Annotated in this window: 12 protein-coding genes; 11 read left to right on the forward strand and 1 reads right to left on the reverse strand. The window is 59.8% G+C overall.

Annotated features, from left to right (window positions below; translation table 11 throughout):
- Window positions 1-115: 115 nt before the first annotated feature.
- The 3 genes from EAV92_RS23715 to EAV92_RS23725 all read left to right on the forward strand — a co-directional run bounded on the left by EAV92_RS23715 (window position 116) and on the right by EAV92_RS23725 (window position 10,690).
- A complete protein-coding gene (locus EAV92_RS23715; RefSeq protein ID WP_241158377.1) occupies window positions 116-1,555 on the forward strand; it encodes an ABC transporter substrate-binding protein in 1,440 nt (479 codons plus the stop codon).
- Window positions 1,556-1,657: 102 nt separating this feature from the next.
- Window positions 1,658-7,936, forward strand: a complete 6,279-nt coding sequence (locus tag EAV92_RS23720) for an S-layer homology domain-containing protein (protein WP_123043366.1) — start codon at window positions 1,658-1,660, stop codon at window positions 7,934-7,936.
- A gap of 156 nt (window positions 7,937-8,092) precedes the next feature.
- Window positions 8,093-10,690, forward strand: coding sequence for a carbohydrate-binding protein (locus EAV92_RS23725; RefSeq protein ID WP_241158378.1), 2,598 nt, complete (start codon window positions 8,093-8,095; stop codon window positions 10,688-10,690).
- 22 nt (window positions 10,691-10,712) lie between these two features.
- Here the strand turns inward: EAV92_RS23725 and EAV92_RS23730 are convergent, their stop codons facing one another.
- Entirely contained in the window at window positions 10,713-11,999 is a 1,287-nt protein-coding gene (locus tag EAV92_RS23730) for a BaiN/RdsA family NAD(P)/FAD-dependent oxidoreductase (protein ID WP_123043367.1), read from the reverse strand.
- 138 nt (window positions 12,000-12,137) lie between these two features.
- Here EAV92_RS23730 and EAV92_RS23735 point away from each other — a divergent pair, with 138 nt between their 5' ends.
- The 8 genes from EAV92_RS23735 (at window position 12,138) to mutY (ending at window position 18,338) form a co-directional block, all read left to right on the forward strand.
- Window positions 12,138-13,802, forward strand: a complete 1,665-nt coding sequence (locus tag EAV92_RS23735) for an ATP-binding protein (protein ID WP_241158379.1) — start codon at window positions 12,138-12,140, stop codon at window positions 13,800-13,802.
- A gap of 69 nt (window positions 13,803-13,871) precedes the next feature.
- Window positions 13,872-13,997, forward strand: coding sequence for a hypothetical protein (locus tag EAV92_RS25090; RefSeq protein ID WP_277424212.1), 126 nt, complete (start codon window positions 13,872-13,874; stop codon window positions 13,995-13,997).
- A 24-nt stretch (window positions 13,998-14,021) separates the two neighbouring features.
- Window positions 14,022-14,471, forward strand: a complete 450-nt coding sequence (locus EAV92_RS23740) for a DUF3905 domain-containing protein (RefSeq protein WP_123043368.1) — start codon at window positions 14,022-14,024, stop codon at window positions 14,469-14,471.
- A 100-nt stretch (window positions 14,472-14,571) separates the two neighbouring features.
- On the forward strand, window positions 14,572-15,006 hold the full coding sequence (locus EAV92_RS23745; protein WP_123043903.1) for a BrxA/BrxB family bacilliredoxin: 435 nt from the start codon (window positions 14,572-14,574) through the stop codon (window positions 15,004-15,006).
- Between the two features lie 88 nt (window positions 15,007-15,094).
- Complete coding sequence (gene nadE / locus EAV92_RS23750) at window positions 15,095-15,904, forward strand: ammonia-dependent NAD(+) synthetase (RefSeq protein ID WP_123043369.1); 810 nt, start codon at window positions 15,095-15,097, stop codon at window positions 15,902-15,904.
- A gap of 14 nt (window positions 15,905-15,918) precedes the next feature.
- Window positions 15,919-16,311: a holo-ACP synthase gene (gene acpS / locus EAV92_RS23755; RefSeq protein WP_123043370.1), complete on the forward strand. Its 393-nt coding sequence runs from the start codon at window positions 15,919-15,921 to the stop codon at window positions 16,309-16,311.
- Between the two features lie 45 nt (window positions 16,312-16,356).
- Window positions 16,357-17,235, forward strand: a complete 879-nt coding sequence (locus EAV92_RS23760) for an AraC family transcriptional regulator (RefSeq protein WP_123043371.1) — start codon at window positions 16,357-16,359, stop codon at window positions 17,233-17,235.
- Window positions 17,232-18,338 (forward strand): A/G-specific adenine glycosylase, encoded by a 1,107-nt coding sequence (mutY, locus tag EAV92_RS23765; RefSeq protein WP_123043372.1) that lies wholly within the window; start codon window positions 17,232-17,234, stop codon window positions 18,336-18,338. Before EAV92_RS23760 ends, mutY begins: the two co-directional genes overlap by 4 nt.
- Window positions 18,339-18,369: the final 31 nt, after the last annotated feature.

Genomic DNA, 18,369 nt, shown 5'->3' on the forward strand with positions numbered 1-18,369 from the left:
GCCACGATAATCGAATCGGACACATTTCTCCCCGGAACGCACATCGTGGTCCCCGAAAGGGTTTGCTATGATGCAACTGTAAGAAAACCTAGACCCAAATACGGAGGGGTTCAACGTGAAATTGCGAAACATTCTGGCTTCCTGCACGATCATTCTGGCATTGATCATCGCGGGCTGCGGATCCAAATCGGGATCCGATTCCCCATCCCCCGCAAGCGCGGCCTCGTCGCCTTCCGCGTCCGCATCCTCATCGGCTCCGGCTTCGTCCGAAGCGCCGGCGAACGTTGAAATCACGGTTCAAGCGCCGGACAAGAACAACCAAGCCGACGTCCAGAACTTCAACGACAAAATCGCGAGGTTCCAGAAGGCTTACCCGAACGTCAAGGTCAACACGACGGATTGGGCGTACAGCCCGAACGAAATCGGCATCAAGATGGCCGCGAACGAAGCGCCGACCGTGTACAGCGCATACGCGACGGACGGCAACTTCCTGGCCGGCAAGGGCTGGATCGCGGATCTGACGGGACTCCTCGATCAATATGCCTACAAAGACCAATTCAACGACATCCTGCTCAAGCCGTATACCATCAACGGTAAAATTTACGGCATACCGGACAGCGGTTATACGATCGGCATCGCGCTGAACAAGAAGCTGCTCGCGGACAAAGGGATTCCGCTTCCGCCGATGGATTGGACGTGGGACGATTTCCTGCAAATCGCGCAAAAGGTAAGCGATCCCGCCAAAGGCATCGCGGGCATCGCAGTGATGGGCAAGGGCAACGAAGCCGGCTGGGGTTGGACGAACTTCTTCTACGAAGCCGGAGGAGACGTACAGAAGGTGGAAAACGGCAAAGTGACGGCCACGTTCAATTCCGACGCCGGCGTCAAAGCGCTCGACTTCTACAAGAAGCTGAACTGGGAAGCGAAGGCGTTCCCGGAAAGCTGGTCCCTGGATTGGGGCGGCGCGGTAGGCGCATTCACGCAAGGACGCGCGGCCATGGTCTACGTCGGTCCGACCGACGCGATCGTAAGCGCGCTGAATAACGGGCAAGGCAAAATCGAGGACTTCGCGGCGTACCCGATGCCTTCGATGGAAAAGGGCGGGGAGCATGTCGGCGTACTCGGCAGCAACAGCTGGGTCATCAACGCCAACGCTTCCGGCGACCAGCAGAAAGCGGCGTTCGACTGGGTAACGTTCGACTTTTTCGGCGACGCCGGACTGAAATCGACGGAGGATTCCATCAAACAACTGAAAGACCAGGGCAAGTATTTCGTGCAGCGCGAGCTCGGCTATTGGAAGGCGGATTCCGATTACGGCCTGAAAATGAAAGCCGTCTACGACAAGTACGACAACGTCTGGCAGTATGATCCGCAGTTCTTCCAATATGCCGTTGGCAAACCGGAAGCGCAATATGAGGCCCAATCCTACTATGCGGCGATGACGATCGCGGTGCAGGGCGCGCTTTCCAATAAAAACGCGGACTCCAAGAAGCTGCTCGACCAGGCCGTGGAGAAGGTACAGAAGGAAAACTTCGATAAAGTCAAAGTCCAGTAAACAAGAACCCGTCCGAAACCGGCTCCGCTTCCGCAGAGCCGGTTTCCTTAACAAAAAGGCCGTTTCTCGGTCTCCCAATATTCAGGCAAGGAGTGATTCTGAATGTTACGTTTCCGCAAGCTGCTCGCTTTCGTTCTGTCGCTGGCGCTGCTGCTGCCGTCCGTGATTTGGAAGTCGGACGGGGTTGTATCGGCCCAAAATGTAAGCGATTACGTCAGGCTGAAAAACCAGTGGAAAGGCACTTATCTCTATGAAGCCGACGGCAAAGTCCGTTACGGATTTCCCGCCATCACGGATCAGGCGGCGCAATGGCTCGTCGAAACGGAAGGCACGCACCAGCGGATCAAGAACCGGGCGACCGGCCATTACTTGAACATGCAGAACGAAATCGCGTCCGATCATATCACCGACCCCGTGGAGAGCGGCGCCGTAGCCGACGCTTGGACCAGCGACCAGTGGACGGTGGCGGCGGCCGCGGGCCAGCCCGGGTATTACAACGTGGTCAGCGTCGATTATCCGAACCGGCTGCTGAACGTGCAAATCCAGAACGGCTTTGCGCAAGCCAATGATTGGGCCCAGCCGGCTTGGGGCAGCGCTCTCTGGCTGCTGGAGCCCGCGGCCGAGCAGGAACCCATCCGCCTGAAGGATCAATGGAAAGGGAACTACCTCTATGAGGATGCGGGCCAAGTCAAATACGGAATGCCCGCGTTGAACGATCCCGCGTCCCAATGGTTTGTGGTGGACGATAACGGATATAAGCGGCTTCAAAACCGGGCGACCGGCCATGAGATCGCCACCGTGGATCATACGGGCGGGGGCGCGGCGCAAGCGGTCGCAGGCGCGAGTACCGGCGCGCAATGGAGGATGGCGGATGCGGGGGACGGGTATTTCACGTTTCAAAGCGTTAATAACGCGGCCAGCTACCTGAACGTCCAGAGCCAGGACGGGTACGCGCACGGGAATAATTGGGCGCAATCGTCCTGGGGGAGCGCGAAGTGGAAGCTGGAAACGGCGGCGGATACGACGCCGAAACGGCTCAAGGATCAATGGAAGGGCCAATACTTGTTCGAACAGAACGGGCGGGTTGCTTACGGGAACCCGTCCTATGACGATCCGGCTTCCCAATGGATCGTGGAGGACGCGGGCGCTCAGGTCCGGCTGCGCAACGTGTCGACGGGCCATTATATCGCGACCGTGGATCATGCGGGCGGAGAAGCCGCGGTGACGGACGCCGTATATTCCGCGTCGGCCGGCTCCTATTGGAATAGGGGTGGAGCCAAGGACGGAGACGGCAACGGGGTAGAGGGGTATTTCACGTTCCAAAGCGCCGAGAATGCCGCCAGCTACCTCAACGTCCAGAGCCAAGACGGCTATGCGCACGGGAACAACTGGGCACAAGCGACTTGGGGCAGCGCCCAATGGAAGCTGGAAGATCCGGCGCCTCCGTCCGGCGATTCGGGCGAACCTTCCGTTCCGTACATCCGGATCAAGAACGACTGGCTGCAGCTCTACCTCTATGAGAAGGACGGCATCGTCCATTACGGCAACGCCAAGGCGGATGACTACAACGCCCAATGGCTAATCGTGGCGGCGAACGGCAAGAAGCGCATCCAAAACCGGGCAACCGGCCACTATATCACGCTCGAGGGGCAAACGGGAGCGCGGGATTTGCTGCATGCGGCCGATATCGCGGCCGGCTCCGCGCTTGGCGATTGGGTGATCGAAGACTACCAGGGCTTCAAAGAGATCCACAGTGCCGGCGACGCGAACGACGTGCCGGGGAGCCAGTCCTACATCCACGTGGAAAACAAGCTGAAGGGCGCGCAATACGGCATCGTTACCCGCGATTGGGGCAGTCCGAAATGGGAATTCGTCCCCGTAGAGGCTTCGGCGGCCCCGGCCTACGTAAGGCTCAAAAACGATTGCCGCAACAATTATCTATACGAAGAAGACGGGAAAGTGAAGTTCGGCACGCCCGACGCGAAGGATCCGTCGTCTCATTGGGCTTTCGTGGATTCCACGCAGGGCAAGCGGATCGTGAACCGGGCAACGGGTCATTCCATAACGGTCGAGCATGTCCAAACTTATAACGACCCGGTGGAAAGCTTGGACCTCGACCCGACCTGGGGCAGCGTTCAATGGACGATCGATGCGGTCGCGAACTCTGACGCGAAAGTGCTCCGAAACGTCTGGAAACCGGATTGGATCCTTCACGAAGAAGATAACAAGGGGTTCGTCCAAGCGAGCGGGCTCGATCCGGCCTGGGGAAGCGGCCACTGGCTGCTGGAGCCCGCGCCTGAGCTGCCTCCGGAGCTTCCGTCCGGCCCGATCCGAATCCAGAACAAGGCGAACGGCAAGTATCTCTACGAAAACGGAAGCCAAGTCGTGGTTTACGGAACGCCGGCCGAAGGCGACGCAACCTCCCATTGGCTGCTGGAAAGCAGCGGGGAAACGGTGCGGGTGAAAAACCGCGCGACCGGACACTACTTGTCCATGGAGAACCTGAAGCCATACTTGGAGACTTCGGTGACTGCCGATGTATACGGCGGAAGGGCTGATTGGGCCGTAGAGAAGGCTGCGGCCGTTTCCTCTTACCTGCTGCGAAGTCTCGCGGCCGGATATGAGGACGAGTACGTCCATGCGGAGGATAACCAGGGATATCCTCAGCATGAGCTGAGATCCGTTGAAAGCTCCGGGGTGCAATGGGCTTTCCGGCCGGCACCGGCCGATGCATTCGTTCCCCCGGCCGATACGGGGCCGGCCACCCTGCCTACGCGCGCGTTTTCGGATCCGAATTACGTAAAGCTGCGCAATGAGTTGACCGGCGGGTGGCTGTACGAGTCGGGCAACGCGCTCACGCTGGGAAGTCCCACAGCGCAAGACCGGTCCGCGCAATGGCAGTTCGAGGAGATCGACGGCCGCAAACGCCTGAAAAACCGGCTCACCGGCCATTATCTGGCTGCAGGTGCCGGCCGGACGCTCCGGTTGTCCGCGAGCGGCAGCGGCGATTCGGCGGAATGGTCGCTTGCGGAAACGCTGGGCGCCCTTACGCTGACCAGCGCCGAATCGCCGGGCCAGCGCTTGGCCGCGAACGGCGGGACGGCCGCTTTGGCGGCGGACGATTCCGCGGCGTCACGCTGGTTCGCGACGGCCGTGGCGCAGGACGTCATCTATGAAGCGGAATCGGCCTTCCACGCCGGCGGGGCTGCGGGTGCCCGGGTGATTTTCGCCGTGAACGCCGCCGCAGAGGGCGCCTATACCGCAACGCTGCGCTTTGCCAACACCCAGACGTCCCCCCAAAGCTTGTCTCTCTATGTCAACGGCTTAAAGCAGACGCCGCTCTCTCTGCCGGTTACCCCGGGGAAAAGCTGGGGTACGATCGATATCGTGCTGCCGCTGCGCGAAGGGATGAACACGGTCGCGTTGCAGAACGACACCGGGACCGGCGGATTGGCCGACATCGACCGTTTGACCGTCCGGGACGCCGTCGCTCCGGTTTTCCGGGGCGCCACGCTGCCTTATGTCGCTTATGAAGCGGAAGACGGCGTGACGAACGGAACCGTCCTCGGACCTGACCGCAGCTACTATACGATCGCGGCCGAATCCTCGGGCCGGAAGGCGGTGCGCCTGGATACCCAAGGCCAATACGTGGAATTCCGGACGTCGCGGGAGGCGAACGCGATGACGCTCCGCTACGTCATTCCGGACAGCCCGGACGGGCTGGGACAGACGGCGACGATCAGCTTATACGTCAACGGCACCTTCCAAAGAAAGCTTACTTTAAGCTCCCGCCACAGCTGGGTTTACGGGAAATACCCATGGTCGAACGACCCGGCGGACGGGGATGCCCATCGTTTCTACGATGAAATCCATCGGATCGTCGGCGACATTCCCGCCGGAGCGACCGTCCGGCTGCAGAAGGACGCCGGCGACAGCGCCGATTACTACGTCATCGATCTGGCGGAATTGGAGCAGGCGCCCGATGCTTACGGGTTGCCGGCCGGATATCTCTCCGCGGCGGATTACGGCGCGGCCGCGGACGACGGAGCGGACGATACCGACGCGTTGAAAGCGGCGATCGCCGATGCGCGCTCGCAAGGTAAGGGGGTGTGGATTCCGGCCGGCACGTTCGATTTGAAGCAGGGGCCTCTGGAGGTGTCGGACGTCACGATCCGCGGAGCGGGCATGTGGCACACGGTGCTCAAGGGTGCGGGATTTATGGGAACCGGCAGCAACGTGGGCGTGTATGATCTGGCCATTGACGCCGGCGTGGCCGGCCGCCATGACGAGCTGCCGGAATCCGGCTTCGACGGAACGTTCGGTACCGGCTCAACGATCCAGAACGTCTGGATCGAACACGCCAAAGCCGGCATTTGGACCGTGCGGAGCGAGGACGGCATCTCTACGGATGGACTATATATCGGTAACGTGCGCATTCGGGACACCTATGCGGACGGCGTGCATTTCTCGACCGGTACGAAGAACGCCATGGTCGAGCAAAGCCAAATCCGCAATTCGGGGGACGACGCAATCGCGCTCTGGTCGAATAAGCCGGACGGCGTGTCCGATCAGGAAGCGCAGACTGACTCGAACACGGTGCGTTTCAACACGGTCCAGCTTCCTTGGCTGGCCGACAACATCGCCGTCTTCGGCGGCAAGGACAACCGCATCCAGGACAATCTGGTGTCCGACACGATGGGATTCGGAGCGGGCATCGCCGTCTCCACCCGATTTAACCCGGTGCCGTTCAGCGGCACCACGATCGTGGAAAGGAACACGCTGATTCGTACGGGCGGACGGGAATTCAATTGGAACCAGGACTTCGGCGCGATCTGGCTGTTCACCGGCGACAAGGCGATCGATGCGGATATCGCGATTCGCGACAATACCGTGCTGGACAGTACGTTCCAGGGGCTTTACATCAACGGGCCCTTCGGGATCAACAAGGCCGGGGGACATAAGGTGAGCATCGAAAATCTGGTGATCGATAAGGCCGGAACATGGGGCATCCATGTGAACGGCAGCGTGACCGGGTCCGTGGAAACGAACAACGTCATCATCCGGAACGCCAAGGTAGGGCGGATGTTCAACGCCGTCGGGGATGCGTTCGCGATTCGCGACGTGACGCCCATTCCGCCGGGGAACCCCGATCCCGGCCCTTCCGGCAATCCGAAGGACAACGGAAGCGGCGGCAAAGACGGAGGCGTGTCGGACAACGACATGCGATTGGAGCAAGCGGCGGCAGCCGGCGATAAATTGATCATTTTCAAAGCCGACACCGCCAAACCGAGCGCGGAAACGACGGTGTCGCTGGATGCGCTGCGGAAAACGGGCAAAGCGGTGAAAGACGCCGTCATTCGGCTGGAGTACGGGGATGCCGCCTATGAGCTTCCGATCGGCGTCTTGGACACGGTGCTCCAGAATAACGACGTGCCCTTCGATCCGTCCGGGGGAACTTTGACGATGAAGATCATGCCTGCCGCGCCGACAATCGCAGACGCGATGAAGAAAGCCGCGCAGAGCACGGGTGCTGCACTCGTCGGCTCGCCGATGATTTTCGAGGTCAGCCTGCAATCGGGCAGTTCCGTCGTTCCGATCCGATCCTTCGGCCGTACGTTCGTGACAAGGACGATGACGGTAGAGGGGGAGATCGATTCGAGTGCCGCTTCCGTCGTCGTCTTCGATCCGGAAACCGGCAGCTTCCGCGCGGTGCCGGCCCTATTCCGGAAAGAGGGGAACCGGACGATCGTGACAGTCCGCAGCGTGACGAACAGCTTGTACGGCGTCATCGTGAACCGGAAATCGTTCGCGGATTTGGAGGGGCATTGGGCAAGGAAAGCGATCGAGCTTCTGGCGGCCAAAGGAATCGTCATCGGCAGTTCGAAAGCAGCCTTCGTGCCGGAAGCCAAGGTGACCCGGGCGGAGTTCGCCGCGATGCTGGTGAAGGCGCTCGGACTGCCCGAAACGTCCGCTTCCGGCGGCGTATCGTTCGCCGATGTCAGGCCCGCCGCCTGGTATGCCGGTACAGTGCGAACCGCCTCCGCTTACGGGCTGGTGAACGGCTTCGCCGACGGCACTTTCCGGCCGGAACGCACCATCACTCGCGAAGAGATGGCGGTCATGCTGGCGGCCGCGCTGAAGATGACCGTGCCGGCGGATGCCGCACAAGCGGAGACGGCCGGCTGGAACGCGCGGCCCGGCGTCAAAGACCGCGTGAGCGGCTGGGCGGAACCTGCGGTGCGCGAGGCGCTTCGCAGCGGCGTGATGACCGGCCGATCCGCCGACACGTTCGCTCCGCGCGATCCCGCAACCCGGGCGGAAGCGGCTTCCGTCGTCAGCCGGCTGCTCGTTGCGTCGGGCTTGGCGGATGCGGCCCAGTAAAACGATCGTGGGCTGGCCGGCCGTAGTTCCGCCGGCCCGCTCTCTTGGAAAGGAGGTGGATCGGCAGGCGCGCAATCCGTGGATGTCGGCAGTCGGGAGGATGGAGGAAGTTACAATCGGAAAACGGGGTGAATGAGAATGAAGGTGAAGCAACGAGTGTTGCGGAAACAAGGAGCGTTGACGGTTCTGTTGGCGGCCTGTCTCGTCTGGGCGCAAATGGCGTTCGTTCCCGCGGCTTCGGCCGCATCGTTCGAAGCGGAATCCGCCGCTTTATCGGGAGGCGTGGTCTCCGCAAGCGATCACGCCGGCTATTCGGGCAGCGGCTTTGCAGCCGGTTTCACGGATGCCAACAAAGGCAATGCGGCGGCGCAGTTCACGGTAAGCGCGTCGTCGGCCGGCAGCTATGACGTCGTTCTCCGGTATGCCAATGGGACGGGCAGCGCCCAAACGTTGAGCTTGTACGTGAACAATACGAAGGTGAAGCAAATTTCGCTTCCGGCCACGGCGAACTGGGATACCTGGAGCAGCCGAACCGACAGCGTCGCTTTGACCGCGGGGAGCAATACGGTCCGTTACAAGTTCGATACGACGGACACGGGAAACGTCAATTTGGACAAAATCGACGTCAACCCGGTTTCCTCGCCCCCTACTGGCCAATACGAGGCGGAATCCGCTGCATTGACGGGCGGCGCGGTCGTGGCGAATGACCACGCGGGCTATACGGGGACCGGCTTCGCGGCCGGTTTCGTCGACGCGAACAAAGGCAGCGCGCAAGCCCAATTCACGGTCAGCGCGGCAAGCGCGGGCACTTACGACGTGAAGCTGCGATATGCCAACGCGACGGGCAGCGCCCGCACGCTGACGATTTACGTGAACGGCGCGAAGATCAAGCAAGCTTCGATGGCCAGCTTGGCCAACTGGGACGCTTGGGGCACCCAGACGGAAACGCTGACCTTGAACGCGGGAACCAACACGATCGCCTACAAATTCGAAACGACCGATTCCGGCAACGTGAACCTGGATAACATCCAGCTGTCCGCATCGGCTTCCCCGCCGCCCCCGCCTCCGGGATCTTACGGCGCCACGATGCCGTACGACACTTATGAAGCGGAAAACGCCTCCTTCACGGGAACGCTGATCGGTCCTTCCACCACGTTCGGGGATCCGGCTTCCGAGGCTTCGGGAAGAAAAGCGGTCAAACTGACCTCCGCGGGACAGTACGTCCAGATCACGTTGACGAAAGCCGCGCAAGGCGTTACGGTCCGTTATTCCATTCCGGATAACGCCGCAGGCACGGGAATCGATTCGGCGATCGGACTGTATGTCGGAGGAACGTTCAAAAAAGACATTCCGCTCACTTCCAAATACAGCTGGAATTATGGAGCCTGGGGGACGGAAGGCGGACAGATCCGCTGGTCGAACAACCCGAATGCCGTGCCGACGACGCCGCACCATATGTATGACGAAGTGTCCTTTATTCTGGATCAGTCCTATCCGGCCGGTACGGTCATCAAGCTGCAACGGAACTCCAACAATTTGAACTTCGGCTCCACGGCTTACGTCACGATCGATCTCATCGAAACCGAAGCCGTTCCTGCTCCGTTAACGCAGCCCGCGGGCTATCTGTCCATTACGAGCTGCGGGGCGGCCGCGAACGACGGCCTAGACGACACGGCTGCCATCAACGCCTGCATCAACAACGTGAAAAACTCCGGAGGTACGTATAAAGGCATCTGGATTCCGTCCGGAACGTTTACCTTGAATAACGGAACGAGAGGCGCCGGCTGGGACGGCACGGGCACGAGACTGTACCTCGACGGCGGAGTATCGGTGAAAGCCGCAGGCATTTGGTATTCCGCGCTTTCGGGCAATTTCGCCGGCATCTACCTGCGGGGCGGCAACGTCACCCTGTCCGATTTCAAAATCAGCGCAAACGACTTGATCCGGGATGACTACAACGGCGTGGCGGGGGTGGAAGGCAACGGAACCAACTCGACCCTGTCCAACCTGTGGATCGAGCATACGAAAGTCGGCGTCTGGCTCACGAACCAGACGAATGCCGCCACGGTTTCCGGCAGCCGGATCCGGGACGTCTGGGCGGACGGCCTTAATCTTCATTACGGCACGTCGAATACCACCGTCACCAACAACTCGATCCGCAACAGCGGAGACGACGGATTGGCGATGTGGTCGGACACTTACCTGGATACGAACAACACGTTCAGCTACAATACGGTGCAAACTCCGACCCTGGCAAACAACATCGCGATATACGGAGGGCAGAACAACAAGGTCATCTGGAACCTGTGCACGGACACGATCGTCAACGGATCGGGTATCTCCTTGGGCACGGATTTCAATCCTCCGTCCATGACCGGAACGTTAACGATTCAAAACAACCTGCTTGTGCGGGCAGGCTCCTATCACAAGGATTACGGTTATCAGATCGGCGCGATTTGGGCTTATTGGGTGAACAACAACGGGAAAGCCCAGAACCTCACCGTAACGGTATCCGGAAATACCGTTCAAGACAGCGTCTACTCCGGCGTTTTCATCGAAGAACCGGCGCCTGGAATATCCGTTACTTATGGCTCCAATACCGTCACGAATGCCGGCACGTACGGGGTCTATATCAGAGCCTCCGCGACCGGAAGCTCGACCTTTAACGGCAATACGGTAAACGGCGCTCCTTCGGGCAAATTCATGAATGCTTCCCCGAGCTTTACCGTTTCGGGTTCGGGCAACAACTGGTAACACGGGTCGGAAGCCCTGCAGTCTATGACTGCGGGGCTTCTTGCGTCTCTTTCACCAACAACGCGGCACTGGTGCCTGCGGTATAGCCTGTCGAGAACGCCGCGGTAATGTTGTAGCCGCCCGTATATCCATGAATGTCCAAAATCTCGCCGCAGAAAAACAGCCCCTTTTTGAGTTTGGACTGCATCGTTTTGGGGTCGATTTCCTTCAAATTGACGCCGCCGCCCGTCACGAAGGCTTCCTCGATGGACAACGTTCCGTTCACGTCCAGGGGGAGCATTTTCATCGTTTGGCACAGCTCGCGCCAGGGCTGCTTGGGGATGTTGTCGTACGTGACGTGAGTGTCGAGAGAAGCCTTGCCGAACAGGAAGGGCAGCAGCCTCTCGGGGACGGTCCCTTTCAGCACGTTGACCGCCGCTTTCTTCGGCTCCTCTTTCATGAGCTGCAGCGTCTCCCCGTACAGTTCGTCCACCGTGCTGTCCGGGAACAGGTCAATCGTCAACTTCACCGCGGAATGCCCTTTCGCGAGCTGCTTGACGACGAATTGGCTGCACCGCAAAGCGATCGGGCCCGACAGGCCGAAATGCGTAAACAGCATGTCGCCGCGGTGCGAAACGATTTTCTTCCCTTTCTCGTTCCAGACGGACAGCGTCACGTCGCGCAGCGACAGGCCCTGAAGCTCCCGGCTGGCGATGATTTTCTCCCGGGAGGTCAGCGGCACTTCGGTGGGGAACAGCGTGGTGATCGTATGGCCCGCCTCTTCCGCCCAAGCATATCCGTCGCCGGTCGACCCGGTATGGGGGACCGATTTGCCGCCGACGGCGACGATGACGGCTTTGCTGCGCCACTCCTGCCCGTTCTGCAGTCTAACGCCGGCAACGCCATTGTCGTCGAACAGAACGCGGTCGACCGGCGAGTTGACGAGGATTTTCACGCCTTCGTTCCGCACCTGCCCCACCAATGCGTCCACGACGGTCTTGGCTTTGTCGGTCACGGGGAACATTCGGCCGTTGTCTTCCTCTTTCAATGCGATGCCCAAATCCTCGAAAAAACGGGCGATATCCTTGTTCGAAAAGGTGCTTAACGCGCTGTAAAGAAACCGGCCGTTGCCCGGAATGTGTTGGACCAGTTCGTCGAGTTCTTTGTTGTTCGTCACATTGCATCTGCCGCCGCCGGAGATGCCCAGCTTGCGGCCGAGCTTGTCCCCTTTGTCGACGAGGATGACGTTCAAGCCATGCCGGCCGGCCGCGACTCCCGCCATCAGTCCCGCGGAGCCTCCGCCCAGGATCGTAATATCGTAGTTGTCCATTTTCGCAATCTCCGTTATCTGCTGTCGTATCTTACCATTATATACCGAAATCATTGTAACTTATTAGGAGATATGTTTTAATTCAAGATAACCGTGGTACCGATTGCACCGACCGTTTCGTCACAGGGGGCCCCAGGTGTGTGGAAGGATACGCTGCTGCAAGGCTTGATCGCTTTATTGCCTGTATTCCTTTTTTTAGTATGGTATGACCGTCCTAAGCGCACCCGTTACGTTCCTCACTTCATGGCGATCGTTTGTGGAATCGCTTTCCTGTTGAATGCCAAGTTCGCCATCAACATCGATGGGGGGCTTTCTTCCGATTTCCGCTATGTCCCGCTCTTGATCGGGTCTTTATACGGAGGAATGGCCGCTGCCGTCATTCTCACGATAGAGTTCCTCCTCTATAGCGGCACGGAAATTCGAAACTGGTGGGAGTACGTCTATCTGACCGTTTTTCTCCTCGCCGTCCTTGTTCCCATGATTCGCGTTTCGTCCACGTTCCGCCAAGGCCCTCGCGTCAAACGTTTGAAAATCGTGCTTCTCTTTTTCTCCGCCATGTTCCTTATTTTCTGCGCTTCGTTTCCGGTATGGTACCATGGAGGACCGGCAGCCGTCTTGAATAACCATCTCTACGATCTGTCCGTGAACTGGGCGGTATTCCTCTTGGCGTTGATCGCCGGCACGATGTTCATCGAACTCGGATTCGAGAGAGTCGGCCTTCAAAACGAACTCCAAGTCATGTCGCGGAATTACCGCGGGGAGGTTCGGCGGCTGCAGCTGTTCATCGACCAGGCGCCGCTCGCCGTCATGTATGCCGACACCACGGGCATCATCACCCATATCAACGATTTTACCCTCCAAATGATACAACCTACCGTCTCGACCGAAGTGCTGAACCGGCACTACCGCGTTTTCGCCCGGCTGATGCAATTCGAATTCCCCTCACCTTTCGACAAGGTGATGCGGGGGGAAGAACGGGTCGTGGAGGTGCTGAAAATCCGGGGAAGAACGGTCTATACCGTTACGCGCGCGGTGCGGGGGATTCCCGGCCAGTCCTCGGAAGGCATCCTGTTTATCGGGCATGACGTCACCGAGCTTAACCAATTGAAAGACGAGGTCGGACGAATGGAACGGCTCAGCCTCGTGGGCCAAATGGCGGCGAGCATCACGCACGAAATCCGTAATCCGATGGCCGTGATCCGCGGATTCGTCCAGTTGCTTAATGAGAGGAGTTCCGACGATCAGCAGTCCTATTTTCGCATCGTCATGGAAGAGTTGGATCGGGCTAACGGCATCATCAACGATTTTCTGTCCTTGGCCCAAAACCGCATCGTAGAGAAAGAGACCGGCAATTTGCACGACGTTCTGAACGAACTGGTGCCGCTGATCTCGGCGGATGCCAATATGCGCGGACAACTGATCGAGATGCGTCTGTGCGAAGAGGCGAGTCCGCTGGAGATCAACAGCAAGGAAATCAAGCAGCTCGTGCTCAATCTGGCGCGGAACGCGATGGAGGCGATGTCGGACAAGGGCGTCCTGCGGATCGAGACCTCCGACCGGGAAGACGCCGTCGAGCTTCGCGTCACGGATAACGGCGTCGGGATTCCCCAAGAAAAGCTGGAAAGGCTGTTCGAGCCGTTTTTCACGACCAAGACGAACGGAACGGGCCTCGGTTTGGCCCTCTGCTTGAGCATCGTGGAGCGGCACAACGGAAAAATCCAGGTGGAATCCAAGGTCGGCGAAGGAACGACGTTTATCGTATCGTTTTTCAAACAGTATCGGATGGCGGCGGCAAAAAATTGATCCGCGGCGGATAATGGCGCGGAGAAGGGCAATAATAAGGGAGAATCAGCCAGTAAGGAGGATCTCGCCATGACCAAACCGCCCCAAGGCCCATCCGTGACCGGACGGAAAGGCCGCAACCCGCAACGCGAACGTTCGCCTTTGTCCCCGGGATTCGACAAGAAGCTGGATGGCCCGAACCGTCCTTCTACTTAAAGAAGGAACGGCGACATTCCCGACATGAACAAGCAACCGTCCGCTTCCTATGAAGGAGTTACTCCCGCACCGGGACGGGACGACTCCTCGCTGGATCCGTTCGAAATCGAGTTCAAATCGGAATTCCGCGGGAATCGGGGGCCGCAGGAACCGTTCGTCAATGCGCAAGGCGTCGTGATCGGGGACCATGATTATGCGTCGCCCCAATCCCCGTTGGAGCAATGGAACCGCGACACCGACCCGGCCGTCATGGCGGGAGAGCAATGGGTCCATCCTTACAAGGACATCGGATTCCGGACACGGGAAAACCGCGATTTATTCGAGAGAGGGATCCGGCCGCAAGCCGGGACGTTCATGCACCCGACCCTCCAGGTGTCCGCCGGGGACGAGCCGGAACTGGACGAAGGGAAGCAGGAGACCGGATTCTATGATTGGCTCGACTCGGATGACGAATACGTATTGGACGAACCCTGACGCGCGTCGGGGTTTTCTTTCTGTCTGCACTCGCGGTATAATGAAAAAAGCGGCATTGCCGATATATTCAAGCGTCCATATGGAAAGCGAGGAGTTTTACATGTCGATGTCTTTTGAAAGATATATGCTGGATATGGTTCAGCCGATGAGGGACGAACTGACCCGTCTGGGCATCCAGGAATTGAAAACGCCGGATGACGTCGAGCAGCACCTGCCTGACGCCAAAGGCACGACGCTCGTCGTCGTCAACTCCGTCTGCGGCTGCGCGGCCGGCCAAGCGCGCCCGGGCGTCGCCCAAGCGCTGGGCCACGACGTCACGCCGGATCATCTGTACACGGTATTCGCCGGCCAGGATAAAGAGGCGACCGCCAAAGCGCGCGAATACTTCGCGCCGTATCCTCCTTCCTCTCCGTCGATCGCCTTGCTGAAGGACGGAGAGCTCGTCCACTTCATCGAGCGCCATCAAATCGAAAACCGAAGCGCAGCGGAGATCGCAGGCGACCTGACCGCCGCATTCGACCGCTATTGCCGGTAAGAAACGCGCATCCCGGGGGTTCGGCAGCCGAACCTCCGGGTTATTTGTGTATTTAGGAAGGAATTTACGCGCATTGGAGGAATGGGACATGAGCCTGCAGCAGCAAATCATCTCGGAGCTCAAGGTCAAACCGCTCATCGACGTCCAAGAAGAGATTACCCGCAGGGTCGGCTTTCTGAAGGATTACGTTAAGCAAGCAGGCGCAACAGGCTTGTTGATCGCCATCAGCGGCGGCATCGACAGCGCGGTAGCCGCGGGGCTGTGCAAACGCGCGACGGACGAGCTTAGCCTGGAAACCGGCAAAGAGTACATGACGCTCGGCGTGTTCCAACCTTACGGGGAACAAGTGGACATCGGGCACAGCTACGCGGTGGCCGAAGCGTTCAAGCTGACGCACACGGCGGAGACGAACATCCAGGAAGCGGTGGACGAAATCGCGCTGGAAACCGAATTCGCCTTCAAATCTCTGAACATGTCCCGCCACGTCAGCCGCGGAGGCAAAGGCAACATCAAGGCCCGCACCCGCATGGTCGTGCAATACGCGCTCGCGTTCGACCTGAATCTGCTCGTCGTCGGCACGGACCACGCCTCCGAAGCGTTGACCGGCTTCTTCACCAAATGGGGCGACGGCGCGGTGGACGTCACTCCGCTCAGCAGCCTGAACAAGCGCCAAATCGGGCAGCTCGCGGCAGCGCTCGGCGTACCCGACTCCGTGATCCACAAAGCTCCGACCGCAGGCTTGTGGGAAGGGCAGACGGACGAAGGGGAACTCGGCGTCTCGTACGAAGCCAACAGCGATTACCTCGAAGGCAAGGAAGTCGATCCGAAAGCCCGCGAGATCCTGGAGAAGCATTACCTCCGCACGCAGCATAAGCGGCGCCCTATTCCGGGCATTTGACCCCGGCGAGCGCGATGATCGTCGGAGTCGGCCTGGACGTTGTGGAGTTGAAGCGGATCGAGAGTCTCCTGTCGAAGCCCTCCGGCGAGCGATTCGCGCAGAGGGTGCTGACGGAGAAGGAGAGGAGCCGGTGGGCGGGACTTCCCGCCCGCCGCGCCCTCGAGTTCATCGCCGGACGTTTCGCGGCCAAGGAGGCGGTCGTCAAAGCCCTGGGCTGCGGGATCGGTTCGTCGGCGGGGTTTCATGACGTCGAAATCCTTTCGGACGCGGCCGGCAAGCCGGTATGCCGATTGTCCGAGGCTTGCCGGGAGCGGCTGGATTTGCGGGAAGGAGAGTGGACGATCCATGTGGCGATCACCCACGAAAGAACCCTTGCCGCTTCCACCGCGATCGTCGAACGTACGTAACGGAATCCGGAGCATTCACATGGCAACAAATAACGGGGAGCCTACATGACAACGACTTATTTTACCATCCTGATGAAGCACCTGGAGCAAATGCAAATCGAAGTCGCCTCCGCATCGGAAACGGAAGTAGGGGCTATATCGGTGAAACCGCGGGATGTGGTCTATGACTGCAACCGCTTTTTGTACGTCCGGTCGGGCAAAGGCCGCTTGTGGGCGCTTGGCAAGGAGCTGGAGCTGGTGCCCGGCACCCTGTGCATCCTGCTGGCGGGAACGCCCCACCGGGTGGCGGTGGATCCGGGGGAAGTCCTGAACATCCAATGGTGCCATTTTCACGCGAGCTATGGGGACAGGGACATTTACCGTACGCTGAACCTGCCGATTTCCGTCTGGGTCGAGAACAAGTCGGCCGTCAGCCAGCTGTTCGACAGGCTGATCCAAGAATTGAAGAAGGACCAGCTCACGTCGAGGCTCCGCGTCAAAGCCATCATGCTGGAGCTGGTCAGCATGTATTTGGAGGAACTCCCCAAGGGAATCGGCAAGGTTTATCCGACGCAGGAGCTGCAGAAGATCGACACGGTCCTGCAATATATCGACGAGCATATGGCGGAAAACATCACGGTAGAGGAATTGGCCCGCCAGGTGTATCTGCATCCGAACTATTTCATCGTGTTCTTCAAGGCCATGCTCGGTTACTCGCCGATCCAGTACGTCAACCATAGGCGCATGGAAACGGCCAAAGCGTTGCTGCTTCAGCCGGAGTGCAACGTTTCCGACGTCGCCGCCCGCGTCGGCATGCAGATTTATTACTTCTCGAGGATGTTCAAGGCGCACACCGGCCTCACGCCGAGCCGGTACCGCAAGCAAAGCCTCGGCATCGCCGAATCGGGTACGGATGCGGAACCGGGAGCGGGAGCGGAAGAATGACCCGAGACGATATCAACCGGTTTTTCGGTACGGAGCTGCTCGCCTGGTACCGGCGGGAACGCCGGGATCTGCCGTGGCGGAGAAGCCGGGACCCCTATCATATATGGGTATCGGAAATCATGCTGCAGCAAACGAGGGTCGACACGGTCATCCCTTATTTCGAGCGGTTCATGGCACGCTTCCCGACGGTCGGCAGCTTGGCGGAGGCGCCTGAAGCCGACGTGCTGAAGGCCTGGGAAGGGCTCGGTTATTACTCCCGCGCCCGCAATCTTCAGGCGGCCGCACGGCAAGTGGCCGAGCTTCACGGCGGCGCCGTGCCGCGCGACAAGGCCGCGGTCTCCGCATTGAAGGGCGTCGGCCCTTATACGGCGGGAGCCATTCTCAGCATCGCGTACGACTTGCCTGAGCCCGCTGTGGACGGCAATGTCATGCGGGTGCTGTCGCGCTTCTACAACCTGGACGACGACATCGCGAAGCCCTCGGTCCGCGTCGGCATGGAGCGGCTGGCGCAGGAGCTTATTCCCGAAGGAGAAGCGTCCAGCTTCAACCAAGCGCTGATGGAGCTGGGCGCGCTCGTGTGCACGCCTCGGTCTCCGGGCTGCCTGTCTTGCCCCGTGATGGAGCATTGCGCCGGCAGGCTGGCGGGCCGCGAGCGCGAGCTGCCGGTGAAGTCGAAAGCCAAGCCGCCGAAACCGGTGCACCGGCTGGCGGTTCTGATCGAAGGCGAGGGGGAATGGGCGGGCCGCGTGCTCGTAAGGAGGCGTCCTGCGGAAGGGCTTCTTGCCGGCATGTGGGAATTGCCTCACGTGGAAGCACCGAATGAGTCGGTCTGGTCGTCCGGCGACGACGCGCCGGTCTGGCTTGCGGGGGCGCTGGCCGCCGAAGGGCTGAGCGTCAAAGCGCAGCAGCATGTGGCGAGCGCGGAGCACGTGTTCACGCATCTGCATTGGTTCGTGCGCGTATGGTCAGCGGAGCTGGCAGGCTCCCCGGAAACGGAAGTTTACCGCTGGATCGACCGGGCGGATTTCGAACGGCTGGCTTGGCCGAAGGTGTTCAAGACGCTGCTCGGAGCATACTTCTCGCAGGAACGGAATATAGGATAGCTAAGCCGCGATGTCCGGGGTTCGACCCACG

The organism is Cohnella candidum (assembly GCF_003713065.1).
GTDB classification, from domain to species: Bacteria; Bacillota; Bacilli; order Paenibacillales; family Paenibacillaceae; genus Cohnella; species Cohnella candidum.